General features: G+C 67.3%; 25 protein-coding genes. 12 read left to right on the top strand and 13 right to left on the bottom strand.

Going from position 1 to position 23,566, the window contains the following annotated elements; translation table 11 throughout:
• Positions 1-41: 41 nt before the first annotated feature.
• The 5 genes from GXW79_RS01135 to GXW79_RS01115 are packed head-to-tail and all read right to left on the bottom strand — an operon-like array spanning position 42 to position 6,295.
• The gene (locus tag GXW79_RS01135; protein ID WP_211872366.1) at positions 42-2,321 is read right to left on the bottom strand and encodes a heavy metal translocating P-type ATPase; all 2,280 of its coding nucleotides are present in this window, start codon (positions 2,319-2,321) and stop codon (positions 42-44) included.
• Positions 2,322-3,011 carry an ABC transporter ATP-binding protein gene (locus GXW79_RS01130; protein ID WP_211872365.1) on the bottom strand — a complete coding sequence of 230 codons (690 nt, stop codon included), beginning with the start codon at positions 3,009-3,011 and terminating at the stop codon, positions 2,322-2,324. It abuts the gene before it with no gap.
• A complete protein-coding gene (locus GXW79_RS01125) occupies positions 3,004-4,230 on the bottom strand; it encodes an ABC transporter permease (RefSeq protein ID WP_211872364.1) in 1,227 nt (408 codons plus the stop codon). The genes GXW79_RS01130 and GXW79_RS01125 overlap by 8 nt, the downstream gene beginning before the upstream one ends.
• Positions 4,227-5,447 carry an efflux RND transporter periplasmic adaptor subunit gene (locus tag GXW79_RS01120; protein ID WP_211872363.1) on the bottom strand — a complete coding sequence of 407 codons (1,221 nt, stop codon included), beginning with the start codon at positions 5,445-5,447 and terminating at the stop codon, positions 4,227-4,229. Before GXW79_RS01120 ends, GXW79_RS01125 begins: the two co-directional genes overlap by 4 nt.
• Positions 5,447-6,295: a universal stress protein gene (locus GXW79_RS01115; protein ID WP_211872362.1), complete on the bottom strand. Its 849-nt coding sequence runs from the start codon at positions 6,293-6,295 to the stop codon at positions 5,447-5,449. Before GXW79_RS01115 ends, GXW79_RS01120 begins: the two co-directional genes overlap by 1 nt.
• Positions 6,296-6,514: 219 nt before the next feature.
• Between GXW79_RS01115 and GXW79_RS01110 the strand changes: the two genes are divergently transcribed.
• The 5 genes from GXW79_RS01110 (at position 6,515) to GXW79_RS01095 (ending at position 12,424) form a co-directional block, all read left to right on the top strand.
• On the top strand, positions 6,515-7,327 hold the full coding sequence (locus GXW79_RS01110) for a hypothetical protein (protein ID WP_211872361.1): 813 nt from the start codon (positions 6,515-6,517) through the stop codon (positions 7,325-7,327).
• 44 nt (positions 7,328-7,371) lie between these two features.
• Positions 7,372-8,139, top strand: coding sequence for a phosphate ABC transporter ATP-binding protein (locus GXW79_RS01105; RefSeq protein WP_246503631.1), 768 nt, complete (start codon positions 7,372-7,374; stop codon positions 8,137-8,139).
• 7 nt (positions 8,140-8,146) lie between these two features.
• Complete coding sequence (locus tag GXW79_RS21320; protein WP_367614771.1) at positions 8,147-9,001, top strand: P-type ATPase; 855 nt, start codon at positions 8,147-8,149, stop codon at positions 8,999-9,001.
• An 8-nt stretch (positions 9,002-9,009) separates the two neighbouring features.
• Positions 9,010-10,722 carry a magnesium-translocating P-type ATPase gene (mgtA, locus tag GXW79_RS01100; RefSeq protein WP_367614770.1) on the top strand — a complete coding sequence of 571 codons (1,713 nt, stop codon included), beginning with the start codon at positions 9,010-9,012 and terminating at the stop codon, positions 10,720-10,722.
• A 325-nt stretch (positions 10,723-11,047) separates the two neighbouring features.
• Complete coding sequence (locus GXW79_RS01095) at positions 11,048-12,424, top strand: tyrosine-type recombinase/integrase (protein WP_211872359.1); 1,377 nt, start codon at positions 11,048-11,050, stop codon at positions 12,422-12,424.
• A gap of 269 nt (positions 12,425-12,693) precedes the next feature.
• Here the strand turns inward: GXW79_RS01095 and GXW79_RS01090 are convergent, their stop codons facing one another.
• The 3 genes from GXW79_RS01090 to GXW79_RS01080 all read right to left on the bottom strand — a co-directional run bounded on the left by GXW79_RS01090 (position 12,694) and on the right by GXW79_RS01080 (position 14,789).
• A complete protein-coding gene (locus GXW79_RS01090) occupies positions 12,694-13,944 on the bottom strand; it encodes a Hint domain-containing protein (RefSeq protein ID WP_211872358.1) in 1,251 nt (416 codons plus the stop codon).
• A gap of 175 nt (positions 13,945-14,119) precedes the next feature.
• The gene (locus GXW79_RS01085; RefSeq protein ID WP_211872357.1) at positions 14,120-14,431 is read right to left on the bottom strand and encodes a hypothetical protein; all 312 of its coding nucleotides are present in this window, start codon (positions 14,429-14,431) and stop codon (positions 14,120-14,122) included.
• Between the two features lie 43 nt (positions 14,432-14,474).
• Positions 14,475-14,789: a hypothetical protein gene (locus GXW79_RS01080; protein ID WP_211872356.1), complete on the bottom strand. Its 315-nt coding sequence runs from the start codon at positions 14,787-14,789 to the stop codon at positions 14,475-14,477.
• Positions 14,790-15,539: 750 nt separating this feature from the next.
• Between GXW79_RS01080 and GXW79_RS01075 the strand changes: the two genes are divergently transcribed.
• A complete protein-coding gene (locus GXW79_RS01075) occupies positions 15,540-16,001 on the top strand; it encodes a GNAT family N-acetyltransferase (protein WP_211872355.1) in 462 nt (153 codons plus the stop codon).
• Between the two features lie 109 nt (positions 16,002-16,110).
• On the top strand, positions 16,111-16,851 hold the full coding sequence (locus tag GXW79_RS01070) for an SOS response-associated peptidase family protein (RefSeq protein WP_211872354.1): 741 nt from the start codon (positions 16,111-16,113) through the stop codon (positions 16,849-16,851).
• Here the strand turns inward: GXW79_RS01070 and GXW79_RS01065 are convergent.
• The 4 genes from GXW79_RS01065 to GXW79_RS21560 form a co-directional block, all read right to left on the bottom strand.
• Complete coding sequence (locus GXW79_RS01065) at positions 16,848-17,147, bottom strand: hypothetical protein (RefSeq protein ID WP_211872353.1); 300 nt, start codon at positions 17,145-17,147, stop codon at positions 16,848-16,850. The two genes, GXW79_RS01070 and GXW79_RS01065, sit on opposite strands and share 4 nt — an antisense overlap.
• A gap of 44 nt (positions 17,148-17,191) precedes the next feature.
• Positions 17,192-17,665 carry a hypothetical protein gene (locus GXW79_RS01060; RefSeq protein ID WP_211872352.1) on the bottom strand — a complete coding sequence of 158 codons (474 nt, stop codon included), beginning with the start codon at positions 17,663-17,665 and terminating at the stop codon, positions 17,192-17,194.
• A 105-nt stretch (positions 17,666-17,770) separates the two neighbouring features.
• Entirely contained in the window at positions 17,771-18,001 is a 231-nt protein-coding gene (locus GXW79_RS01055; protein WP_211872351.1) for a hypothetical protein, read from the bottom strand.
• Positions 18,002-18,108: 107 nt separating this feature from the next.
• Positions 18,109-18,243, bottom strand: a complete 135-nt coding sequence (locus GXW79_RS21560; RefSeq protein WP_281414637.1) for a hypothetical protein — start codon at positions 18,241-18,243, stop codon at positions 18,109-18,111.
• A gap of 317 nt (positions 18,244-18,560) precedes the next feature.
• On the opposite strand from GXW79_RS21560, the gene GXW79_RS01050 reads away from it, so the two are divergent.
• Positions 18,561-18,848 (top strand): hypothetical protein, encoded by a 288-nt coding sequence (locus GXW79_RS01050; RefSeq protein ID WP_211872350.1) that lies wholly within the window; start codon positions 18,561-18,563, stop codon positions 18,846-18,848.
• 1,117 nt (positions 18,849-19,965) lie between these two features.
• Here GXW79_RS01050 and GXW79_RS01045 read toward each other — a convergent pair.
• Positions 19,966-20,211: a helix-turn-helix domain-containing protein gene (locus tag GXW79_RS01045; RefSeq protein WP_211872349.1), complete on the bottom strand. Its 246-nt coding sequence runs from the start codon at positions 20,209-20,211 to the stop codon at positions 19,966-19,968.
• Positions 20,212-20,379: 168 nt separating this feature from the next.
• Here GXW79_RS01045 and GXW79_RS01040 point away from each other — a divergent pair, with 168 nt between their 5' ends.
• The 4 genes from GXW79_RS01040 (at position 20,380) to GXW79_RS01025 (ending at position 23,436) form a co-directional block, all read left to right on the top strand.
• Complete coding sequence (locus tag GXW79_RS01040) at positions 20,380-20,811, top strand: hypothetical protein (RefSeq protein ID WP_211872348.1); 432 nt, start codon at positions 20,380-20,382, stop codon at positions 20,809-20,811.
• A gap of 1,235 nt (positions 20,812-22,046) precedes the next feature.
• Positions 22,047-22,280 (top strand): helix-turn-helix transcriptional regulator, encoded by a 234-nt coding sequence (locus tag GXW79_RS01035; RefSeq protein ID WP_211872347.1) that lies wholly within the window; start codon positions 22,047-22,049, stop codon positions 22,278-22,280.
• Between the two features lie 365 nt (positions 22,281-22,645).
• On the top strand, positions 22,646-23,152 hold the full coding sequence (locus GXW79_RS01030; RefSeq protein ID WP_211872346.1) for a hypothetical protein: 507 nt from the start codon (positions 22,646-22,648) through the stop codon (positions 23,150-23,152).
• Positions 23,149-23,436 (top strand): hypothetical protein, encoded by a 288-nt coding sequence (locus GXW79_RS01025; RefSeq protein ID WP_211872345.1) that lies wholly within the window; start codon positions 23,149-23,151, stop codon positions 23,434-23,436. The genes GXW79_RS01030 and GXW79_RS01025 overlap by 4 nt, the downstream gene beginning before the upstream one ends.
• Positions 23,437-23,566 lie beyond the last annotated feature (130 nt).

The following is a 23,566-nucleotide window of genomic DNA, read 5'->3' as shown; positions in this document are numbered from 1 at the left end:
CACCCTAGGCGCGCGCTACACCGTCAAGGCAGCTTCGGATTCTACGCAGGCGCGTCGCCGAGTTCAGCGAGCGCCTCCTCCTCGATGGTCAGGTGCAGGCTGAGCATCGCTTCCAGCTCGAACAGGCTGCGCCGGATGGGGCCGGATGCGGCCTCCCAGCCGCCCGGACCATGCGCGGCGACGATGAGGTGGCCGAGCTGGCCGACCAGGATTTCGATGGCGCTGTGCATGCGGATCAGCGGGCCCATTGGGTCCACCCCGCCCAGGCGCTGCGCCGCGGCCGGGTAGAGAGTGCTTTCCTCGGCGCGCTGATGCGGCAGCACCTCGGCGCGCAGGCGCGCGTCCAGCGCCTCGATGGCGGGGAGGGCGCCCGCGCCGGCATCCATGCCCTCGGCGGTGTCGCGCAGCGCTTCGGCAAGCCCGCGCAGCGCGGTGTGCTCCGCCTCGCGCTCCGCAAGGCCGGCGGAAGCGGGCAACGGCGCCGACGCACGCTCGCTCCGGCCTGGCCGCAAGGCGGTCAGCGCGAACAGGATGGCGAGGACGTCGATCCCCTCCTGCAGCACCGCGCCCGCGAGCGGCATGAGCAGCCCGCCGGCCGCCGCCACCATCGCGACACCCGACAGCCCCATCCCCAGGCCAATCGCCTGCAACGCGATGCGCCGGCTGCGCCGCGCGATGGCGATCGCGTCCACGACGCGGTCCAGCCGGTCGACCAGCAGCACCACATCACCGGCCTCGGCCGCCGCCGCGGTGCCCTGCGCGCCCATGGCGATTCCCACCCCAGCCGCGGCCAGCGCCGGCGCGTCATTGATGCCGTCGCCGACCATCGCGGTCGCGACCTTGGCCGATTCCTGGTGCACGGCGGTGATCTTCTCGGCCGGTGCGCAATCCGCCTGCACCGCATCAAGGCGCAGGGCGGCGGCGATGGGCGCGGCGGCAGCGGCGCGATCGCCGGTCAGCATCACCATCCGCGTCACGCCCAGCCCGCGAAGCGCGCGCAGCGTGCGCGGGGCCTCGGGGCGCAGCGTGTCGGCCAGGACGAACACCGCCACCGCGCGACCCTCCCGCGCCAGGAAGGACACGGAGCCCGCCACCGCGACCAGCGCCGCCGAGGCGCCGAGGCCATCCAGATCGGCCACGCCCTGCTTCGCCAGGAAGGCCTGGCTGCCGAGCAGCACGCGCACGCCCGCCACGCTGCCCGCGACACCGCCGCCCGCCGCCTCCTCCGGCGCATCCAGTAGCGGCAGCGCGAGGCCGCGTGCCCGCGCTGCCTGGGCCAGCGCCTCGGAGACCGGATGCGTCGAGCCCTGCGCCAGGATGCCGGCGAGGCGCAGCGCCGCATCGCGATCCATCCCCGGCGCCACATCCATGGCGGCGAGGCGCAGATGGCCGGTGGTGAGCGTGCCGGTCTTGTCGAACAGCATGGTCTGGACACGCGCGAGACGCTCCAGCGCGCCGCCGCCCTTGATGACGATGCCGCGCGCCGCCGCGCGCCCAATGCCCGCCACCAGGGCGATGGGCGCGGCGAGGATCAGCGGGCAGGGCGTGGCCACCACCAGCACGGCCAGCGCGCGCACCGAATCGCCCGTCCAGGCCCAGGCACCGCCGGCGACGAGCGCGGTGAGTGCCACGAATCCCAGCGCCCATTGATCCGCGAGCCGCGCGAGGGGCGGGCGGGTCTCGGCGGCATCGCGCGTGAGGCGGATGATGGCGGCATAGCTGCTCGTCGCGGCGGTCTGCTCGGCGCGCATGCGAAAGGCGGCGCCGGCATTGACCGCGCCGCTGCGCAGCCGCCCGCCCTGGACGAGGTTGACGGGCAGGGATTCGCCGGTCAGCGCGCTGTCGTCGAGCGTGGCGGCGGCATCCTCCAGCGCGCCATCGGAGGGCACCGTCTCGCCGGCGCGCACGAGAAGGATGTCGCCCACCGCGATCGCGCCCACCTCGATCTCCTCGACCCCGGTCGCGGTCACCCGCGCGGCCTGGCGCGGCGCGCGCGCGAGCAGGGCGGTCAGCGCGCGCGTGGCGCGGCCCTCCGCCCAGCCCTCCAGCGCCTCGCCGCCGGCCACCATCAGCGCGACGACGGCGCCGGTCAGTGGCTCGCCCATGCCCACGGCGGCCAGGATGGCGGCGAGCGCGATGATGTCGACGCCTAGCTTGCCGCCGAGCAGGGAGCGGACGACGCCGATGGCAACATGGGCGGCCACCGGCAAGGCGGTGATGGACCAGACCCAGCCCGCCGCCACGCCATAGCCAAGCGCGAACGCCACCGCGCCGCCCGCAAGGCCGAGCAGCACCCAGGCCAGCAGGATCTTGCGGCGCATCTAGGCGGCCCCCTGCACGACCTGCCCGTCGACGAGCTCGATGATGCGCCCGCAGCGCTTGGCCAGCCGCGGATCATGCGTGACGATGAGGAAGGTCATGCCCTGCTCCTGGTTCATGGTGTGCATCATGTCGAAGACGCCGTCGGCGGCGGCGGTGTCGAGATTGCCGGTCGGCTCGTCGGCCAGCACCAGCACCGGCTTCATCATCAGCGCGCGCGCGATAGACACGCGCTGCGCCTGGCCGCCAGAGAGATTGCCCACCCGCGCATCACGCCAGCGCGTCATGCCCACGCGGTCGAGCAGCGCCTCGGCCGCCGCGCGCATGGCGGCATCGGCCCAGCCGCGGCTGAGCAGCATGGGCATCATCACGTTCTCGGCCGCGGTGAAGGCCGGGATCAGGTTGTGCGCCTGGAAGACGAAGCCGATCGTCTCGCCGCGCAGCCGCGTCAGCGCCGCATCATCGAGGCCCTGGGTATCCTTGCCCCCGATGACCAGCCGCCCCGCACTCTGCCGGTCGAGCAGGCCGATGATGTTGAGCAGGGTGGATTTCCCCGACCCCGAGGGCCCGATCAGCGCGCAGAAGGCGCCATGTTCGAGCGTGATGTCGATGCCGTGCAGGATCTCCACCTCGGCGGGCGCGCCGATGTTGAAGGATTTGCGGATGCCGCTCAGCAGCGCGTCCTCAGCCACGAATCGCCACCGCCGGGTCAAGCCGCGCCGCCTGCATCGCCGGCGCCATGCCGGCGAGCAACCCGACCACGGAGGCGAAGGCGAGCGTGCCGCCGATCAGCAGCGGATCGAGGACATAGGGGAACAGCTCGGTCCCATCCGTCTGCCGCACCTGGTCATGCCAGACGAGCAGCAGCCCCGCCCCGATCAGTGAGCCCAGCACCGCGCCGAGAAAGCCCAGCACGCCGCCCTGGAGGAGAAAGACCAGCAGCACCTGCCCCCGCCGCGCGCCCATCGCGCGCAGGATGCCGATCTCGCGCCCGCGCTGCACCACCGAGACCACCAGCACGCTCGCCACGCCGAAGGCCACCGACAGCGCAACGGCCGAGCTGATCACGATGTTGGAGGTGTTCTGGGCCTGCACGGCGGTGAAGAACTGCGCATTGGTCTTGATCCAGCTATCCGCGCGCACGCCGGTGCGGGCCGACAGATCCTGCGCGATGGTCTCGGCGGCGAAGGCGTCGGCGACCGCGATCTCGAGGCTGGTGACGCCGCCGACCAGGTTCAGCAGGCTCTGCCCGGTGCGGAAGGCTACGAAGGTGGTGCGCAGATTCGCCCCTTTGCTGCCGAGGTCGAAGATGGCGGTGATGGTGAGCGCGCGCGGCGTGGGCGAGCGCCCCGTGACGAACAGCCGGTCGCCCACCGTCACGCCAAGCAGGGTGGCGAGGTCGGTGCCGATCAGGATGTCATCGCTGGTCAGGCGCCAGGTGCCGGCCACGATGTAGTCGGGCACGCGGACGATGCGGAAGTAGTCCTCGGGCTCGGCGCCGATGATGGAGATCGACGCCGTCGCGTCCCCGCGCACGGCCATCGCCGCGCCGGAGGCGACGGAGGCAACGACGCGCACGCCGGGGGTGGAGGCGACTGTCGCGCGGATGGTTTGCCACTGGTCAATCGAGCGCAACCGCTGGTTGGGGCGCTGCAGCGTCGCATCCTCGACGATGCCGGGGCCATCGTGCAGCGGGCGTGCGACCTCGTCGGGCGGCAGCAGCACGATATGCGCTTGGCTGGTCAGGACGCGTTTGAGGAAGTTCGCCTGCACCCCGGTGAGGATGGAGGTCTCGAACACCGTCACCGCCACGCCCAGCGAGACCCCCACGAGGATGAAGATGGTCTGGATCCAGCCCTCGCGCATGAAGCGCAGCGCGGCGATGCCCTCGAAGGGCAGCCAGCGGATCATGGCGCGCGCACCCGGTCTCCGGCGGCGACGGCGGCACTGGCAGGCAGCACCCGGTCGCCCTCGCTAAGGCCTTCGAGGATTTCCGCCGCGACGGCGCCGCGCAGCCCCAGGCGAACCGGCACCCGCCGCGCATGGCCGGCCTCGGCGCGCAGAATCCAGGCGGCACCGGCGGCATCACGGATCGCGGTGAGCGGCAGGATCAGGATGCCGGTGCGCTCGGCCACGGTGATGTCGACCGAGACCGTCATGTCCTCGCGCAGCGCCGGCGGCGGTTCGCGGACGTCGAGCTTCACCTCGACCGCCGCGCGCTGCGGGTCCACCGAGGGATTGATGTAGGCGACGCGCGCCGAGAATCGCGCCTGCGGATAGGCATCGGCCGACGCCAGCGCCGGCTGGCCCAGGGCGATCAGGCCCAGGTTGCGCTCGTCGATCTGCACCACCAGCTGCGGCGCGGCCCGCGGCGAGAGTGTCATCAACGGCGTGTTCGCCTGCACCACATCGCCGCGCTCGATGCTCCGCGCGATGAGCGTTCCGGCGACGGGTGCCGCGATGGTGGCGTGGTCCAGGCGCGACTGCGCCGCGCGCAGGCTGGCCCGCGCCTCGGTCAGCACCGCCTGGGCCAGGACCTCATCGGTGCCGCCCTGGGTGTTGGAGTCGCGCTGGATGCGCGCGGCCTGCATCTGCGCCTCGGCGACGTCGCGCGCGACACGCGCCTCGTCCAGCGCGGCGCGGGTCGCGAAGCCACTCGTCTGCAGCGCCTCGCTGCGGGCGAATTGCCGGCCAGCATTGAGCAGCGTCGCCTCGGATTGGGCGAGGGTGCGGATCGCGACCGGCAAGGTCACCTCGGTGAGGTGGTGCAGCTGGGTCTCCGCCTGCGCGACGGCGCTGCGGGCCTGGGCGAGGCCCGCCTGCAGCTCGCCATCCTCGAGCCGGACCAGCACCTGGCCGAGGGTGACCGCCTGGCCCTCCAGCACCGGGATCTCGGCGACCGTGCCGGTGATCTGGCTGGCGATGGCTACGCGATAGGGCGTCGTCACGACGCCGGTCGCGACCACGCTTCGCAGCAGGGTGCCGCGAGAGACCAGGGTGACACTGACGCGCGGGCCGAGCAGCAGCGCCGGGCCGAACCAGGCGCCGAGCGCAAGCACCGGGATCAGCGCCAGCCCCCAGCGCCAGTATCGTGTGAGGCTGCGCGGCGCCGCGGGCGGGCTTGCCATCAATGCATCATCAACACGGGCATCGGCGCGCCGCCGAGCACGCTGCGGGTGAAGCCGCCGAACACCATCTCGCGCAGCTCGCCATGGCCGTAGGCGCCCATCACCAGCAGCGTCGCGCGCGCTTCGGTCGCGGCCGCCAGCAATGCCTCCGCACCGGTCTTGCCGGCGCCGGCGGGTACATGCCAGGCGCTGACCTCGGGATTGTGCCGCAGCAGCGTCGCCACCAGCCGCGCGGCGGAGGCCGGGCCGGGCTCGGTGGGGGCTTCATCTTCGCCGATGGTCACCACCAGGACGCGGCCGGCGCGCGCGATGAAGGGCATCGCCGCACCCACGGCGCGCGCCGCCTCGGCGGTGTCCTTCCAGGCGATCACGACGGTGTCCAGCAGCGCGCGCGGGCTATGCGCCGCGGCGATCAGCAGCGGCCGCCCGACCCCGGCCAGCACCGCCTGCATCCGGCCGAGCGCCACATCCTCGCCGCCATCGCCGCGCCCGATCACCACGAGGTCGGCGGTGCGGCCATGCGCGATCAGGGATTGTTCTTCATCGCTGGTCTCGACGGTGAGGGTGGCGGTGGCCTCGCCGGATTCGGCGCGGAACGACGCGAAGGATGCGCGCGCCGCGGCCTCGGCGGCGACCTCGTCCTTTTCGATGGTGTCGATCATCAAACTCACCCCATAGCCGCCATCCATGCCGCTGCCGGCCAGGCCGATCGCGGCGGCCACCGGGTCGCGCTTCACGTGCAGCACTTCGAGATGCACCGGCTGGCCGAGGCCGGCGGCGCGTGCCGTTGCGTAGACCACCGCGTCGGCGGGCGCGCCGGTGGCGGGCAGCAGGATATGCTGGAACATGGCGGGTCCGATCGGGGCAGCGCGCCGCGCGAGATCGCGTGACGCGGGCCGGATCGCCTCTCTACCGCCTGCCTGGGCGGGACGTGCAGCCTCGGAAACTACGCAGCGTCTCGCCCGCGCGGGGCCGGACGGCGCCGTAGTTTCCGCCCCTGCCGTGGCGAAGCCGCGGCGGCTAGCTGTTCCGCCGAACCGCACACGCCGCCTGAGAGGCTCCCTTCGATGAAGCAGCAGATACTCGCGTCAATCGGCGAGGCCGGCCTTCGGCCCGGCGCCGCCGTGAACGCGGCGCTGGCTGCAGATGACCGCCTGAAATACGCCATCTGCCTGCCGCAGATGGCGATGGACCACGCGGAGCATCCGCACCCCGGGTGGGCGCCCTCAAGGCGGAAAGCATTGCCTGAGGCATCGACGCGCCGGATCGCCGGCCCGGTCATCGCCGGCGCCGCGATGGCCGGCGCGGATCGCCGCATCCCGCAGGCATCCGAGATATGCGCGCGCATCCCCGACGATCTGCGCCCCATGGCGGCGCCAGCGCTGCCGACCGGCACAACGGCGGGGCTCGCGAAGCCGGTCCCTGCCATGATGGGCCCCCTGCCCGCGGCGACTTATCGCTTGATCTCGCCCGCCGCGATCACGCAGGCCGGCCATGACAGCCCACACCAGCTGTTGCTGGATTTGCACAACCTGCTGAACGCGACGCAGGCCGACCTTGCCGAGAAGATACTCGACGGTGCGGCCGTCTGTGGGATCACCGCCGCGGACCAGCCGCAGGTCGCGGCCTTCATGGCCGGGCTGTACCGCGCAGCGCCGCCGAAGTTCGACCATCCCGGCTTCGACACCACGGGGGCCCGTGCTGCTGCGCGCCTGTGGATACAGATCGACATCGGCACAGCCGACGCGCAGGCCCTCGTCATCCATGTCGACGGCGGGAATGGCGACGCAGTCTTCATGGTCGAATCGGCGCCGGCCACCGAACGGCCGGACGCGCTGTTGGAGCCAATCGCCGGCTGGCACGGACGGGCGGCCGCATGATCCCCGCTCCGCTCGCCCTGGCCCAACCCGCACCGGTGCGTGCAATGCCCGAGAAAAGCCAGCCGAAAGTCGCCATCCGCGATCTCGGCTTCCGCTATGGCGCGACCGTGGCGCTGAAATGCATCACGCTCGACTTGCCAGCGCATCAGGTGACCGCGCTTATCGGTCCCTCGGGATGTGGCAAGTCGACGTTGCTGCGCGTGTTCAACCGCCTCTACGACATGTATCCTGGCCAGGTCGCGACCGGTGCGGCGACGCTCGACGGCATCGACATCCTGGGACCGGAGGTGGACCTGCGCCGCCTGCGCAGCCGCGTCGGCATGGTGTTCCAGGAAGCCACCACCTTCCCGATGTCGATCCAGGCCAATATCGCCTTCGGCATCGCGCTGCACGAGCGTCTGACGCGCGCCGAGACGGCATTGCGCGTGGAACAGGCGCTGACCCGCGCCGCGCTGTGGGGTGAGGTCAAGGACCGGCTGGCCGAGCCGGCCGCACGCCTGTCCGGCGGGCAGCAGCAACGCCTGTGCATCGCCCGCGCGCTCGCGGTGAAGCCCGAGGTGCTGCTGCTCGACGAGCCAACCAGCGCGCTCGACCCGCGCTCGATGGCGCTGATTGAGGAGCTGATCATCTCGCTCAAGGGGCACGTCACCGTCGCCCTGGTGACCCACAACCTCGCACAGGCGGCGCGTTGCTCTGACAAGGCGGCGTTCCTCTATCTTGGCGAGATGGTCGAGTGCGGCACGGCCGCGCAGATCTTCACGTCACCCCGGCACAAGCAGACCCAGCGCTACATTACCGGCCGCTTCGGCTAGGCGCGGCGTGGCGGATACCCCTTCCCGCTTCGTGATCGCGCCGGCCGAGCTGTGGCGCGAGCCGGCGGAGCGGCTACTCACGCGCCTCGACAGCGCCCCGCACGGCCTCAGCGCCGCCGAGGCGCGCCTGCGGCTGCAGCACTGCGGGCCGAACGACACCGGCACCGAGAAGCGCGCCCCCGCCTGGCTGCAGTTCCTCCGCCGCTTCTCCAACCCGCTGATCATCATCCTACTGGTGGCGAGCGGGCTCTCGGCGCTGACCGGGGACATCGCGAGCTTCGTCATCATCACGATGATCGTCGTCGCCAGCATGGGCCTCGACTTCGTCCAGGAAATGCGGGCGCAGAACGCGGTCGACGTGCTGCGCCGCTCGGTCGCGGTGCAGGCGCTGGTGCGCCGCGACGGCATGGCGGTCTCGGTCGCCATGGCGGCGCTGATGCCCGGCGATGTGGTCGAGCTGATCGCCGGCGACCTGGTGCCCGCCGATGCGCGGCTGCTCGACAGCCGCGACCTGTTCATCAACCAGGCGCTGTTGACCGGCGAGCCCTACCCCGCGGCCAAGCAGGCCGGCGACCAGGCAGCCGATACCGACACGCCGGCCGGTGCGTCCAACTGCGTCTTCGCCGGGACCTCCGTCATTTCCGGCAAGGCCACCATCCTGCTCTGCCGCACCGGGGCGGACACCGCGCTGGGCGCGCTGGTCAAGTCGCTGGCGGAGAAGCCGCCGGCGACGGCATTCGCCACCGGCATCCACCGCTTCAGCATGCTGATCTTGCGCTTCACCATGTTCATGGTGCTGTTCGTGCTGGTGGTGAACATCGCGCTCGAGCGCCCGGTGGTGGATCGCTGCTCTACGCGCTAGCGCTGGCCGTGGGCCTCACGCCCGAGCTGCTGCCGATGATCGTCACCGTCACTCTTGCGCGCGCGGCGACGGCACTCGCCGAGCGGCGTGCCATCGTGAAGCGGCTCTCAGCGATCCACGACCTCGGAGCGATGGACGTGCTGTGCACCGACAAGACCGGGACGCTGACGGAGGCGACGATCCGGCTGGTGCGCACGATCGACGGGGTTGGGACACAAAGCCCGCGCGCCCTGGCGCTGGCGGTGGTCAACAGCCGCTTCGAGAGCGGCATGCGCAGCCCGCTCGACGAGGCGATCCTCGCCGCCACCGCGTCCGAGGCCGCGGGATGGACCAAGCTGGACGAAGTGCCGTTCGACTTCGAGCGCCGCCGCATCTCGGTGCTGGTCGAGCACGGCGGCGCGCGCAGCCTCATCGTCAAGGGCGCGCCGGAGGACCTGCTGCGGCTGTCCGGCCGGTTCGAGACGGCCGATGGGCAGGAACGCCCGCTGGACGCGGCCACGCGTGCGGCCTGCCAGGCGACGCTCGATGGCCTGGGCGGCGAGGGCTTCCGTGCGCTCGGCATCGCGCGCCGAGAGGTCGCCGCCGATCATGCTATCGCCGCGATCAGCGACGAGAGCGACCTGGTGTTCTGCGGCTTCGCCGTCTTCCTCGACCCGCCCAAGGTGAGTGCCGGCGAAACGATCCGGGCCTTGGCCGCAGCCGGCATCACCGTCAAGGTGCTGACCGGCGACAATGAGCAGGTGACGCGGCACGTCTTCGCGGAGATCGGCGTCGCCGTCACCGGCGTTCTCACCGGCGACGCGCTGTCCGAGCTCTCCGACGAGGCGCTGCTGGGGCAGCTGCCGCGGGTGAATCTGTTCTGCCGGGTCAATCCGCAGCAGAAGCACCGCATACTGCTCGGCCTCAAGCGGCTCGGCCATGTCGTGGGCTTCATGGGTGACGGCATCAACGACGCGCCCGCGCTGCATGCCGCCGATGTCGGAATTTCCGTCGATGGCGCGGCAGATGCCGCACGCGCGGCCGCCGACATCATCCTGCTCGACCACGACCTGTCGGTGGTGAACCAGGCGGTGCTGGCCGGCCGCGCGGCGGTGCAGAACGTAGCGAAATACGTGCTGATGGGGTCGAGCTCGAACTTCGGGAACATGTTCTCCATGGCCGGAGCAGCGCTCTTCCTGCCCTTTCTGCCGATGCTGCCGATCCAGATCCTGCTCAACAACCTGATGTACGACGTCTCTGAGATCGCGATCCCGTTCGACCGGGTGGATGAGGAGCAGGTCGCCGCTCCGGTGAGCTGGGATGTACGGCTGATCGAGCGCTTCATGCTGGTGTTCGGCCCGCTCAGCTCGGTGTTCGACTTCCTGACCTTCTACGTGCTGCTGCACGTCTTCGGCGCCGGCGAGGCGCTGTTCCAGACCGGGTGGTTCATCGTGTCGATGACGACGCAGGTGCTGGTGGTGTTCGCCATCCGAACCCGGCGTGCGTTCTTCCGCAGCCGGCCGCGCGGTCTGCTCGTCGGCCTGGCCCTCGGGGTGGTGGCCCTGGCCATTGTGCTGCCGCTACTGCCGGTTGGCGCGTGGTTCGGCTTCGTAGCGCCACCGCCGCTGTTCTTTGCTTTTCTGTTCGGCACGACCCTCGCCTATCTGGCATTGGTCGAGGTCGCAAAATGGCTGTTCTTCGGCACGCCTCTGCGGTCGATGAGCCGAGGCGCTACGTGGTGATGAAGGAACCCGATACCGTCAACGAATATGTGCGCGCAATTGTGCCACCGCGTCATGTCTTGCTTCACGAGCCTGAAGCCGCTGTGTCGGGACTACCGACTTGATTTGTCGTGAAGGCCCTTTCCGCCTGGATCCTGGCGTCCCGTACGGACGCCACGCCCCACAATCAGGGTGATGCAGGCCGACGCTGCACACCCCGAGAAAGCCATATTATTATTGTATTTACCGTCGCGGGGTGATGCAGGACGGTTCAGGCTAGCGCTAGAATATTGTGGGGACTAAGGTGGGGACGTCGAAGCTGGTCCCCACAGAAGGCTCTCTCCTCATGAAGCGCCCCGGCAAGTCTCTGGACGTCAAGACCATCGACGCACTGAAGCCACGCGGATCCATTTATCGGATCACCGATGGAGGTGGGCTTCTTCTCGAAGTGCGTCCGACCGGCGCGAAGATCTGGGTGTGCCGCCTGACTGTGGACGGCCGGCGCCGCGATATGGGCCTTGGCGGCTATCCGGTGGTGACGCTTGCCGCTGCCCGAGGGGCTGCGACGGCGGCGCGGCAGGCCGCCCGGAGCGGAGTTGACCCTATCGCTGCCCGCGATGCCGACAAGGCCGCCAGGGTCGCAGCAATAGCCGCGGAGAAGGCGGCTGCAGAGGCCGGCCCCCGCACCTTCAAGGCGGTGGCGGAAGCCTGCATCGCAGGTCAGGCGCCAGGCTGGAAGAGCAAGCGCACGGTCGACCTGTGGCGCGCCTCCCTTGCTTCCCATGCCCACCCCACGCTTGGTGACATGCCCATTGCCGAGATCGATCGGGCTGCGGTGATGCGCGCCATCGAGGACGTATGGACAACCCGCCCGGCCACTGCTCGCAAGGTGCTGCGCCGCATCGGTTCTATCCTCCGCTATGCCGCGGCGCACGGCTGGCGATTGAACGACAACCCGGCGGATCCCCGCATGCTGCGCCACCTTGGGCTTCCCTCGCTTCCGGGCGGGCGCAAGCTACCTTCCCTCGCATGGGCCAAGGCGCCCGCCTTCCTTGTGGCTCTCGACACCATGGACGGGTTTGGGCCTCTGGCGCTGCGATTTGCAGTGCTGACGGCCATGCGTTCGAACGAGGTTCGCGGCGCGCGCTGGTCCGAAGTCTCATTTGATGGCGCCCCGGCATGGACGGTGCCGGGCGAGCGCATGAAGCAAAAGAAGGCGTCGACCGTGCAGCCGCATCGGGTGCCCTTGTCGGGGGCCGCCATCGATACGCTCGCGCGCGCTTACAGCCTGTTGGCTGGCAAGCCGGTCACGGCGGCGGAGCTGCCCAAGCTTGCGGCGCTGCGGGGGAACTCCCTCATCTTCCCATCTTCCAACCTCACCAAGCCGCTTTCCGACATGACCCTCTCCGCCTGCATCCGGCGCTTGAACGAGGCGCGGCCGGAGGGCGCGCCGCCGCCGTGGCGGGATGCTGACGGACGCGAAGCGGTGCCACACGGCTTCCGCGCCACCTTCCGGACCTGGGTAGACGACACCATGCCGGGCGAGGCGGAGGCGGCGGAGCGCGCCTTGGCGCATGAGGATCGCAACGTGGTCTCGGGTGCCTATCGCCGCTCCGACCTGTTCGACCGGCGGATTGGCCTGATGGAGGCATGGGCGACGCACTGCGCGGCGCCCTCCGCTTCGGGGCAGCCCATCCGCACCTTGGCTCGCGAGAGCGCGTGATGGTGTCCCAAGCCCTCCCCTATCTGTTTTGCGTTGGGGCAACTGGGGCGAGTGGGGCAAGGCCCATTCTACAAGGCTTTTTCGCTTGCCCCAGCCTTGGGGCAGCGTTGGGGCAAGTGGGGCAAGGCAGCCGCCTACTCCGACGGCGCTGGTCGAAGATGGCCTGGCGGCGCTTCCGAAACGACCGGAGGGGAAGGCGTAGAAGCGATCCCGCCACCGCCGGGCTCCGGGGCGGTGCGCTGTATCACTTCTTCCGCGTCTTCCCCAGGTCAGGCGGCGCGGGAGACCAGTGCTGCACGCACCCGAGCAGGCACCTGCCGCTGTGCCTTGGCGCGCGGGATGGCCATCTCGGGAATGCTGGGAAGGTGGCCATAGAGCGCCTCGTGCTCCTCCCAATTGTCGAAGGCGAGGCGGCCGGCATTGTCGACAAAGGTCTCCGCTGCCACGCCCTCGGCCAGGATCAGGCTGTGATCGGCGAGTTCCACATGATGATAGGTGAACACCTCCGGCACGGCGTCTTCGCGGCGTATGGACGCCCCATTCACCAGCGCGCCGGCCTGGATGAGGATGCCCCCCAACAGCACGGCGTGGTCCGGGGAGAGCAACAGGTCGCGCAGCGGCAAACCCTCCGCCAGGGCGTCCGCGGCGATGCGGATGGGCAGCACGCGCAGTGGATCGGCGAAGCGCGTGGAGACGGTCTGGCGCCCCATCCAGCGCACAGGCGCCGCCACGCCCGTGTTGGTTAAAACCAGGTCGCCGATAGCGAGCGTCTCGACCGCACGCTCTCCGCCAGGCGTCGCGATCAATGTGCCGGGGTAGAAGCAGATGATGTCGAACTGGCGCGGCGGGGCGCCGGCATCGGGCCCGATGCCGTCGGCATCCTGGGCGTTCGCGCCGCCCTGCGTGATCCAATAGCCCTGACTCGCCTGCGTCGACGTGTCCTGGGTACCGGTCACCGGGTCGGTGTCGGTGAGCGCGGCGAGTGCGGCGGCGCGGCTGGTGGCCTGGTTGCCGCTGTCGTTGAAATCAGTCGGTCCGACATAGCGCGCCACATCGACATTGCCGGTCAGGCCGACCGCATTGACGCCCACGGTCAGGCCCGTGTTGGCGAGCGTGCCGGTGCCGGACACTGCGGAAAAATTGTTGTTCGAGATGGCCGAGAGGTAAGTCGTCGGCGTGGTGTTGTTCGTGCCCTGGAAAGCGTAGAGCGATTCATTCTCGGCGCCGGGGTCGAAGCTGCCCGTCACAGTGATCGACCCGGTGGATACGCTGCGCGTCGCGGAAACGGTGACGTTGCTGAAGACGACCTCGCGGCCGGCCGGCACGCCCCCGGCGGGTGCCGTCCAGGTGATCGAACCCTCGCCGGTATTGAGCGCGCCCGGGCCGCTGGGCTCATTGTCGGTGAAGTGGATGACGGTGCCGGCAGCGATCGCATCGACGGCGACGAACGCGAAGCCATTGCCGCCATCGGCGTCGTAGAAGGTGAATGCGATCGAGCCGGCGGTCAGGGATTGCGACATGCGCGGCACGCTCCGGTAATGGGGCGGGGTTCACACCGCCGATTGCGGTATGGTGCCGTATCTGCAAATGCCAAGAGTGCGAGACACAGCGCACTTCAGAGCCGGCGATCCAGCGCCGCCGACTTCAGCCCGCCGGCCATCCAGTCCAAAGCCGGGCACAGCGCCGGAGGCAGCCCTACCCCTTCGGCAACTCGAACTTTGGCGAGACGCTGATCTCGTCCGCCACCAAGTTCATGACGCGCTCGGTGATGCCCTCGTGCCGCCAGCCCTCATCGAGGTTGCCCTCCGCCAACTTGATCGACACGGCGTCCCCGGTCTCGCCAATATCGTCCATCAGGTCGATAACCTTGCCGTCGCGCCCGACCAGAGCGAATTGGAAACTGCCGATGCGTTCGCCCTCTCGTGTGCTGGCGTCTACCCGCAGGGTGTCCTCTTTCAAGAACAGCACCACCTCTCGCCCGTCGGGGCAGCGATAGGTCGTTTTCATGGGGCCCTTCCTATGTGGAAGATTGCCAACTACCTGAGAAAGATCATGGTTGCGCGCGCTTGATTGATGTGACCTCTCCATTCGTTTCACGAAACATCATTCCGACTCGTCGGCGAGCCTCTACTTGCAGCCAGGTCTCGCGCGCGATCGCCGCGGAAGGTGGTCTGCCGGCATGATCCTTCAGCCCGTGCGCCCCCAGCGCCGCCGCGGCCATTTCCCAGTCCATGCGCTCGTGGCCCAGCAGCGCCGCGGCCTCGCCGTGATTGGAGTCCATCCACTGGGCCAAGCTCGAGGTCAACCAACGCTCATCGAGCGCGCGTTCGACCTCCTGTCGGAACGTCTTCTGCAACTCGTCCATGACGCCCTCCACCATGCGGGCAGAGTGGCGGGGCGCATGCGCGATACACCCCGCCACCTGCTTTGCACCCGGCCGCGATAGTCAGGGGCAAAGCGGCCACCAAAAGATGAAGGATGATTTCATCCCTGGATGGGCTGACGCTACGGCGGTTTTTTCCTGATTGCGAGTCGTTCATTGAAGCTGTCTGGCCCCAAAACTGGCTTGGCGGCTTTTGCAGCAGCGCCGGCCGGCGTATCGTCTCGGTGCGGCCGCAGGCGCGCGAAAGAGAGGATTTCAGCCATTTCCCGGCGCATTCCGGCGTGGGGAGCGCCTAACTTCCACGCAGAACTACGACGAGAGCAATAACTAGCAATGCGGAGATCAATGCCAGCAGCGGAACAGCCGAGGCCCATTCGGCGTTAGCGCCTGGACCATATGAGACACACGCCAGACACTTGGGCTCTCGATCGCCTGAAAGGTCGCCTCGCACCGCACCCAGCGCAGCATCTGACGCAACCGGAGCAACGCCAGCGTGGCGACCGCCGTGATGCCCGCTGCCAGCCACAGGTTCTCCATCTATGCATCGGTAGCCCACGCGGGACGGAGCTTCAATCAAACGCTTCGCCGACAGCTGGCCGCCTGACAGGTCGATCGTCGCACCGTCTTGGCCGACAAGCGCGAAGCTGAGCCAAGTGGGGCAAGCCTTGTTCTACAGGGGTTTCCTACTGCTACAGACGCTTCCGCCCCCAGCAACATCCGGAATACCGTAGGATGATGGAAGCGGCGCTCGTCGAAGTTGAAAGCCCCCTACAGGAAGAGGTGACAACCCTTCTGTGTCAGTCGGATGCGGTTGCTGAGCGGCTTTACCCAGGAGAGCCTCGACGCCCGATCACCGCCGAGACGCTGACTAGGTCGGGAACCCATGTCCTGATCGCGCGCTGCGCCGGCACGGCAGTTGGGCTCTGCGCTGTGTTCGAGCGGGGCGACGGTACGGCAGAGTTGAAGCGCATGATCGTGGCAGAGGGGGCACGAGGGCGCGGCGTCGGAGCTGCGCTGCTGCGCGGCGTAGAAGCTGAAGCTAAACGCCTCGGCGCCGATACAATCGTCCTGGAGGTGGGTGTCCGCAATGCGGAAGCACAAGCCCTTTATCGAAGATCTGGCTATGAACCCTGCGAGCCTTTTTCGCCTTACCAGCCATCGCCGATAAGCCTCTTTCTAAAGCGACAACTCTGACAATCGATTGCCGTGCAGAAGTCTTTTTCGTGAATCCGCAGACCCCGCTGATGTGTGCTTGTGGGTCCAGGCCGCGACTCTAACGTCCCGGTGTGGCAGGCTTACTCGCATGTGCAACCTGTACTCCATGACAAGCAATCAGCAGGCGATCCGCGACTTGATCGCCGGCTGGACCGATGCCATCGGCAATATGCCAACGCTGCCGGGTATCTTCCCCGACTACGCCGCGCCGATCGTGCGCAACACGCCGACAGGTCGCGAACTGTGCATGTCTCGGTGGGGCCTGCCTTCCTCGCGCAAGGCGCTCCTCGATGCTGCGACGAAGCGAGCTGACAAGCTGCGCGCCAAGGGGAAGCCCGTCGACTTCGATGCCCTCCTGCGCATGGAGCCGGATAGCGGGACTACCAATGTTAGGAACACTGCATCTTCCCATTGGAAGCGCTGGCTCGGCCGCGACAATCGCTGCGTGGTGCCGTTTACGTCCTTCTCGGAGTTCAACCGCGAGGCCGGGGGCGATATTTGGTTTGCGCTCGCGCCGGAACGCCCGCTGGCGTTCTTCGCGGGCATCCATGTGCCTCAATTCACCTGTGTGAGGAAGGTCCGGACGGGCGAGGAGACCTGCGATCTCTTCGCTTTCCTCACCACGGAGCCAAACGCCGAGGTGGGCGCGATCCACCCGAAGGCGATGCCGGTCATCCTGACGACGCCTGCGGAGATTGAGACCTGGTTGTCCGCTGATCCGATGGAGGCGCTGTCGCTGCAAAGGCCGCTGCCCGATGGCGCACTGATGGTTGTGGCTAGAGGATCGAAGAGGGACCCCGACCCGGAGAGGATGGCAACCGCGACCTAGGAAGGCGAGGGATCGTGCGGCGATACGCGAGTCTCTTCCGCAACTAGGGACATAACCCGTTCGGTAATGCCCTGGTGGTGCCACACGTCGTGCAGGTCGCTGTGCGCCAATTTGAGCCATACCGCCCAGCTAGTGTCATCCATCGCGTCGATTTCTTCGCCATCCGGCCCAATCAACTCGAATTGGTAGCGTCCGATGGTCTCACCTCCCTGGTTCGAGGCCTCCACGCTCAAGTCTTCCTCATTAAAACTTAGGAGAATCGTGCGCCCGTCGGGACATTGATAGGTCTCACTCACGGCGGACCCTCTCATGATAACGGGAGGTAACGACCTGGCGTCGGTTAAGGTTTCGGCCAATGGTTGCCGGCGCTTGACGCTACCTTGGTCTGCTTCGGGGCTAGCACGATGTAGCCACGGGCGGTCATGTGCCTGACGAGGTAGAGCGCCGCAACGGAAGCTAGATCCTCCTTCAACGAGGCCGCACCGTATGGCTTCCCGCGCTCATCGAACCGGAACATGTAACCGATGTGCTGGGCGAGATGATGCGGGCTGACCTCGCTGTATTCCCGGCCGTCGCGCTCCACACTGAATGGCACCGGGCGTAGCAGCTGCAGGCTCATCAGCACGTAGTCGACGGCGGCGCTGAGCGCAGTGGCGGGCAAGGCAGGGTGGCGGGCATAGCAATAGCCCCGGACAAGCTCTGCGGCCTCTCCCACGGTCACATGGCGGTCGTTGACGGCACCGCGGACCATCATCTGCATGGTGGTGATGGTGGCGCGATCAATCTCGGGTGGTGGCTTGGGATCGTCCGTCATGGGCCGACATTGTTCTAGCTATGTTCTCTCGTCCATCCAAGATTGGTTGATGCTCCTGCCAGGCGGCACGGTTCCACGCCTCTGAAGCCTGGCCCTGTTGATTGACTAAATGGAATCGACAGCTCGAAGCGTTTCCGCCGCCGCCTCTTCTGGCGAGAGCGGCGCCACCGCCCGGGGCACGGGGGGCGGCATGATCGCCAAGAGTTCTTCTGATTCGGCTGAGGTAATCACCCCGCGCTTGGCGAGTGTTTGCACCAAACTGACATACGCCGTGGACAACGCCGCAGCGTAGCTTGTTACAACCGCTAATTGCTCTTCCAGCTCCGAGAAGAACAAGTCGATACCTCGCAATGACCAAACAACCTCTGGTAAAGCGTGCATGCCCAAACCGCAACGATTTTCGCTGCGTTTTCGGCGGGTTGAGAGGACCGCTTCGGCCTGGCTCAGGCGGCAGCGCGCTCTGCGACGGACGTGCAGTAGGCGCCACATACGTCCATCAGCGCCCGACGCTTGGCAAACAGATCCCCTCGCGCATATGCCTGCTTCGCCTTGTCGCCGAGCCGGAGGGCCAGCGCCATCTCCACCACCTCGCGCGGCGTGCTGGTCGTCCCCTGCGCAGTCGAGGAAGGTGCTGCGCATTCCGTAGGGCGGCACGCCCGACCGGCCCACGCGCCCAAGCAGCTTGAGTTGGCTACAGCTTGGTTCTGAAGCGTGTCTAAATCCTTCAGGGCGCAAGACCGCGCTGGCGAGCGCTTGGCATCAGGAAATTGGTGACGAGCGTTATATCGATCGTTCAAGCACGTCCAGATCTACGCCGCTCGCCAAACGAATTTGACGGCAGTCGTACATCTCATGGTAGTGGTTGGGTGTTATGCCTTCAGGAGCGAGAAACGCAATGGAAAAGACCCCCGTGAGAATCATTGCTTTCCAAGAGGATGGCATGTTCATCGCTCATTGTGTGGACCATGATATCGCGGCGAGCGCCGTGTCGCTGGACGCTGCCATCCGTCGCCTTCGACTCACCGTCGAGGCCGAGCGGGTCTACGCAGAGCAACATGACAAAGCGATTTTCGAGGGCGTTGGTCGTGCTCCGCAGTATGTGACCGACATGTTTGATGCCGCCTATTTGAACGTAAGTTCCGATGGGGCGAAGCAGGTTCCGCCTTTCCGTCTCGCTGCCTAGAGGCGGCTGGTGTCGTTTCCATTCGGTGGCCACCCCACCCTGAACGACTACCTAGCTGAGGCTAGCCGGCACGGCTGCAAGTTGACGAAGACAACGATCGCAGACGAGGCCGAGCGCCCGTGCGCTCTCTACATCCTGGAGAGAGAGGGGCGGCATCTTTTGATCGCAGACACTGCGCTCGAGGAGAGGTTGGCGCCGACTATGGTCGGCCAATACGATCGCCGCCTTGGGATTCAATCGAAGTTCGCTACCGCTCCCACTGGCGACGACTGTGATTGAAGGGAAAAACGCACTTCCCTAGTTAGTGGCACCAGCCCGGCCGGCGCATTTCTGCTGCCGCTAGGGGGTTCGTGACAAAAGCCGCGAGCAATTCCTTTTCAAACTCCGCCCTCACCTCAAGTGCCGGCGTCGCCATGCTGGGCGCAGCCTTGCGACTAGGTTTGATCGTGCTTCTTTCTCATCGCCTGCCCGGGAGAAACGCCGTGTTGGCTGGCATAGGCGAACTTTCGGCCTTCAGCGGGCGCGTGGTGGTGGGCAAGGCTAAAGCTAGGTCGGCGCGCCTAGGCGCCTGCCATCGAGAGGTTTCGTACGTTGCTACGTCCTCGCGTCGAATGCGGATGGCGGAACCAATGCGGATGTGGCCGTTCTCGCTTCGGGCGATGGGGTGACAGACCATGGTGGTGCTGACGCCCTAGGTGGTGGACAGCGACTTTACAGTGTGGTGGCGGGCAGGTCTTGCCATGCCATTCTCAGTTGATATTCAGTGAAAGCTAACGCGTCGCCTTTTTCGGTGGTTTTTTTAACCTCTCACGCATCAGCTCTAGCGCAATCTCCTGGGCAGTCGCGTGCGAGACGCGGCGTCTTCCTCCAATCGCGGTGCCTGGCCCGCCGATCACTGACGGGGGCCGCCATTCCATCGCCTTCAGTAGCTCTGCGAACTGCGCTTCAGTGAACATCACTGTGCGCCCCGCCTTCGTAATTGTGAGAGACGGGTTTTCTCGCATGATTGCAGGCAACAGGCGCCGCATGGTGCGTTCTGACTTGCCCAGGCGAGCGCTGGCCTGGGTAAGGCTGAGAAGGGCGGTGAAGGGCGGGGCCTCCCGAGGAGGGTCCTTACTCAAGACACCGCAGCCTTCACGAGCCGCACGCCGGCACCTCCTCCATTCTCCGGGATGAATTGAACGCCCGCTGCTTCGAGCGCCAAGCGGATTGCGCTGAGATTGCTGGGCACGGGTACCGAGCGGCCCGCCTCATAGTTCCTGACGGTGGAAGGCCCCACGCCAGCACGTCTAGCGAGGTCCTCTTGCGAGACACCTACAAGGCCACGAGCGGCTCGGCATGTCGCCGGGGTCAACGATTCCATTCGTGGAATATGCCACGCGCTGGCGAAGGAACATAACGATTTTCGTTGCCGCTACCTAATAGGGTAGGTATAACGAAATTCGTTATCCCCGCGGATGACGGCCGAGAGGGGTGTTGCACCCAACCCTCCCGGCCTGCTGACCACCACCCTCTCGTGAAGGAGAAGGCTATGGCTGACGACGTCAATATCACACCCTCGAACCCAATCGGCAGGCGCAATCTCGCCGCACTATTCGGCCTGTCGCTGGGCGTACCCCTGCCGGCGGCCAGCGCCGAGCTTTTGGCCAGCACCCCCGGCGCGCCGCTGACGCCCGTGGCGCTCGCCTGCGCGGCGCTCAAGGCTGTCCAGGATCGCAGGGACTGGATCAACCGGGTCGATAGCACGCAAGAGGAGGTCGACGCCTGGTGCCAGGACGACTGGGATGCCGCTGAGGCGCTCGCTGAGGCACAGTCGCAAACCCCGCGCGACGCGCTGTTGAAGGTCGCGTTCATGCTCCGGCGCATGAAGGACAACGACTGGAACTTCATGGATTGCGAGAAGGATTGCCTCGAGGGCGCCTCTCTCGAGATCGAGCGGTTCTTTCCGGGGCTGCCACTGTGACCCGCGGCTTTGTCTGGCCGCCTCGCACGGTGCCACTGCCGCCGCCGGCGCCCTCGAAGCCCCCACGCACGGGCCGGCAGGTCCGAGCTGGGGTCCGAGCTCTGGAGGCATGTCCTCGGACCTAGGGCATGCCGTACACTGCGACTCGGTGGGGGCCAGGTGGCCACCTGCGTGCCCAGTAACTCCGCGCTGGGCCGCCCCCGCCGATACCCAGCGGAGGGCGCAGCGGAGGCGCATAGAATGGCAGAGTTTGGCAGCCCCGCTGTTTCATCGGCGGAGCCCTTGAGGGGTTACTGGAGCCTTGTGAAGGCGCTTCAAGTTGCAGAGTGGCAAGAAGATCAGTGCCGCACGGATGCGGAAAGCGCATCGACACCGCTTGCCAAAGTGGCTCGAGCCGATCTGCGCGAGTCCCTTCGGTCTGGCGATATCTTCGCGGTCGGCCTGTGCGAGGAGACCGGAGACTTGGTGCTTCTCCGCCAGCAGTTTTGGCGCGCGAAGATCATTCAAGATGCCCCCCCCAACCGCGCCCTGGACCCTTTCGACGAGGCAGTCGAGGGGCGCAAGATGGATCTTGGCAACGGCGTTCAGGTCATCCCCATGATCGCACAAGCCGACCTCTGCAATTGGATGGGGGCGCACCCACCGCCGGCTCCGCTTGAACGTCCTCCCGGCTGGCCTGGGCCCGAGCTTGCCTCCCGGGCTCCCCGTTCAATTCCAGACTGGGCACGAGACAAGCGCCCACTCGTGGCGCAGATAAGCAAAGCACCTCCGCCGCCGCGGACTGTAAGAGGCATTGGCTCCTGGGGTGTTTCAAGCCCTGCAAACGAACCTCACGCGACCAAGCCCCAAGATCGAGAAGCGCGGTCGGATAATACGACAACGCCGCCTGACTTAGAGGTTGTGCCGTCCCTACCCACACCGGTTCGATCCCACCCTGGAGGACGACCGCCGCGCGAAGGCTGGGCTGCATTTCAGCGGGAGGTGACACGGCGACTTGCTTTAGACGGCGGGAACCTGACGCGGACTGCGTTCCGACGCGAGATGAAGGATTGGGTAGGCCGGAATATGCTTCACCCGCCTGACGAACGCACAATTGAGCGGAAGATAGACGATCTCGTTCTGCCGGAGCTTTTTGCACCAGACTAGTTTTGCCGGGTTCCGCCGGGTTCCGCCGGGCGAGAGCGAACCTCCATCCATAGCCTGAGAAGCACATTCCAAGACGGAGGTGCATCCCAGTGACCGCGACCATGACCAACAAACCTCGCCCACGCCGCAAGGTGCCGATGCCGCCGGTTCCGTCCTTCGCGGGCGGCGACCCGCTGCTGACCGCGCGTGAAGCGGCAGCCTATCGTCGGCAAGGCCTTTCGACTTTTTGGCGTGACGTGCGCGCTGGCACGGTGAAGCCGCCCGTTCGCGTCACCCCAAGGGCTCCGCGCTGGCGCCTGTCCTGGCTGGCGGTGATAGCGTGATGCGCGACCCCTTGGCCAAACCGACGTTGCGTCCCGCGGCAGAGCCGCTTTCTTTCACACTGCAGCAGGCGGCCAGCGCCTCTGGCCTGAGCATCTCGAGTTTGCGCCGGCGAGCAGCGGAGGGGCAGCTGACGCTCCGCAAGGTCGGCTCGCGCACCTTGATCGTTGGTTCGAGCCTTCGGCAACTACTGGGGGTGGAACCGTGATCGCCCCCACTCTCGCTGGCTGCTCCAAAACCTAAAACCCCCGCCGCGCGGTTGCGCTGGCAGGGGTTCGGGTAGGCTCAAGCGGACTCTGGCCCCCGCTATGTAGCCCACTCGGCCGCGTCTTTCCAGCACTCCGCGCACCTCCCTTGAAGGTGACGCATGACCATCTCGATACTGAAAACCAAGAGGCAAATGGCGGATCTCGCTGTGCGCCTTGAACAAGCCGGAGCCGGCTGGCACGCGCCTCTGATCCGCGCCGCGATGACCGATGAGTTGCGGCTGCTGATGCTCTCGCCGGAAGGGCGAGTGCCCCTCGATCTGCTCGACATGGCGAAGCGCCCGATCCCGCTGGTCGTGATCCTCGCTGGCGATAATGACCCGCCGGCGGGTCCCGGCCACTTCCCCCAAGCACGCCACCTGTTCGGCTGGGCGCGGTTCATCATGGTGCACGGCGCCGGGGGCCATCCGCTGCACTACGAAATCGCCCGAGATGCTGCGCGTGCGCATGGTCGGGTGGTTATTGCGGAAACCACCACCGCCTGCCTGCGCGACTGGATCGACTTCAAGTTGGTGACTGCGCCCGGCACGCCCGGGTTGGTCGTCGCGCCCCCCAAGGGCGGCCAGCATCCGAGCGCGGTCATTCCCGCCGGGACGGTGCTTCAATGAGCGTCGTTCCTTTCCCGCCCCGCGCTTCCGGCGCGGTGCTGCAAGAAGCCCTCGATGCCGCGTACGCCGCATCGGAGCTGGAAGCGAAAGCCTGGGAAGGCTTGGCCATGACGCCTTGGGGCGAGTCGGCCGGCCAAGCACATGAGGCGGTGATGCAGGCCGCACTTGCTGCCGCCACTCCGATCCTGCGGAACGTGACCAGCGCCCCGGCCATGGTTCTCCTGATCGCGAACGCTATGGCTGAAGAGGCCAACATCCGCCTGCGCGTGCGAGGTGTGTTGTGAGTGCCAACATGGCTAGGCCGGCGCCCTTGCCCCTGTTCGCCTGGGGCGCGGCAAATCAGGGCGCCAAGCGTTGCCCAGCAAGGCTCTACCTCCGAGCCGATCTGCGCGACGCCGAGGGCGAGCCGCGCGC

The organism is Plastoroseomonas arctica (assembly GCF_018128965.1).
Classification (GTDB): domain Bacteria; phylum Pseudomonadota; class Alphaproteobacteria; order Acetobacterales; family Acetobacteraceae; genus Plastoroseomonas; species Plastoroseomonas arctica.
This window is presented reverse-complemented; position numbering and strand designations above follow the sequence as displayed.

What these genes read in the sequence shown, in the direction of transcription:
- GXW79_RS01025 (WP_211872345.1), top strand. Translation starts at nt 23,149, where the DNA reads ATGAGCGTCGTTCCTTTCCCGCCCCGCGCTTCCGGCGCGGTGCTGCAA.
- GXW79_RS01095 (WP_211872359.1), top strand. Translation starts at nt 11,048, where the DNA reads ATGAAGCGCCCCGGCAAGTCTCTGGACGTCAAGACCATCGACGCACTG.
- GXW79_RS01110 (WP_211872361.1), top strand. Translation starts at nt 6,515, where the DNA reads ATGAAGCAGCAGATACTCGCGTCAATCGGCGAGGCCGGCCTTCGGCCC.
- GXW79_RS01115 (WP_211872362.1), bottom strand. Translation starts at nt 6,295, where the DNA reads ATGTTCCAGCATATCCTGCTGCCCGCCACCGGCGCGCCCGCCGACGCG.
- GXW79_RS01050 (WP_211872350.1), top strand. Translation starts at nt 18,561, where the DNA reads ATGGAAAAGACCCCCGTGAGAATCATTGCTTTCCAAGAGGATGGCATG.
- GXW79_RS01085 (WP_211872357.1), bottom strand. Translation starts at nt 14,431, where the DNA reads ATGAAAACGACCTATCGCTGCCCCGACGGGCGAGAGGTGGTGCTGTTC.
- GXW79_RS21560 (WP_281414637.1), bottom strand. Translation starts at nt 18,243, where the DNA reads ATGGCGCTGGCCCTCCGGCTCGGCGACAAGGCGAAGCAGGCATATGCG.
- GXW79_RS01040 (WP_211872348.1), top strand. Translation starts at nt 20,380, where the DNA reads ATGGCTGACGACGTCAATATCACACCCTCGAACCCAATCGGCAGGCGC.
- GXW79_RS01030 (WP_211872346.1), top strand. Translation starts at nt 22,646, where the DNA reads ATGACCATCTCGATACTGAAAACCAAGAGGCAAATGGCGGATCTCGCT.
- GXW79_RS01125 (WP_211872364.1), bottom strand. Translation starts at nt 4,230, where the DNA reads ATGATCCGCTGGCTGCCCTTCGAGGGCATCGCCGCGCTGCGCTTCATG.
- GXW79_RS01135 (WP_211872366.1), bottom strand. Translation starts at nt 2,321, where the DNA reads ATGCGCCGCAAGATCCTGCTGGCCTGGGTGCTGCTCGGCCTTGCGGGC.
- GXW79_RS01075 (WP_211872355.1), top strand. Translation starts at nt 15,540, where the DNA reads ATGATGGAAGCGGCGCTCGTCGAAGTTGAAAGCCCCCTACAGGAAGAG.
- GXW79_RS01090 (WP_211872358.1), bottom strand. Translation starts at nt 13,944, where the DNA reads ATGTCGCAATCCCTGACCGCCGGCTCGATCGCATTCACCTTCTACGAC.
- GXW79_RS01105 (WP_246503631.1), top strand. Translation starts at nt 7,372, where the DNA reads ATGCCCGAGAAAAGCCAGCCGAAAGTCGCCATCCGCGATCTCGGCTTC.
- GXW79_RS01045 (WP_211872349.1), bottom strand. Translation starts at nt 20,211, where the DNA reads ATGGAATCGTTGACCCCGGCGACATGCCGAGCCGCTCGTGGCCTTGTA.
- GXW79_RS01060 (WP_211872352.1), bottom strand. Translation starts at nt 17,665, where the DNA reads ATGACGGACGATCCCAAGCCACCACCCGAGATTGATCGCGCCACCATC.
- GXW79_RS01070 (WP_211872354.1), top strand. Translation starts at nt 16,111, where the DNA reads ATGTGCAACCTGTACTCCATGACAAGCAATCAGCAGGCGATCCGCGAC.
- GXW79_RS01080 (WP_211872356.1), bottom strand. Translation starts at nt 14,789, where the DNA reads ATGGACGAGTTGCAGAAGACGTTCCGACAGGAGGTCGAACGCGCGCTC.
- GXW79_RS01120 (WP_211872363.1), bottom strand. Translation starts at nt 5,447, where the DNA reads ATGGCAAGCCCGCCCGCGGCGCCGCGCAGCCTCACACGATACTGGCGC.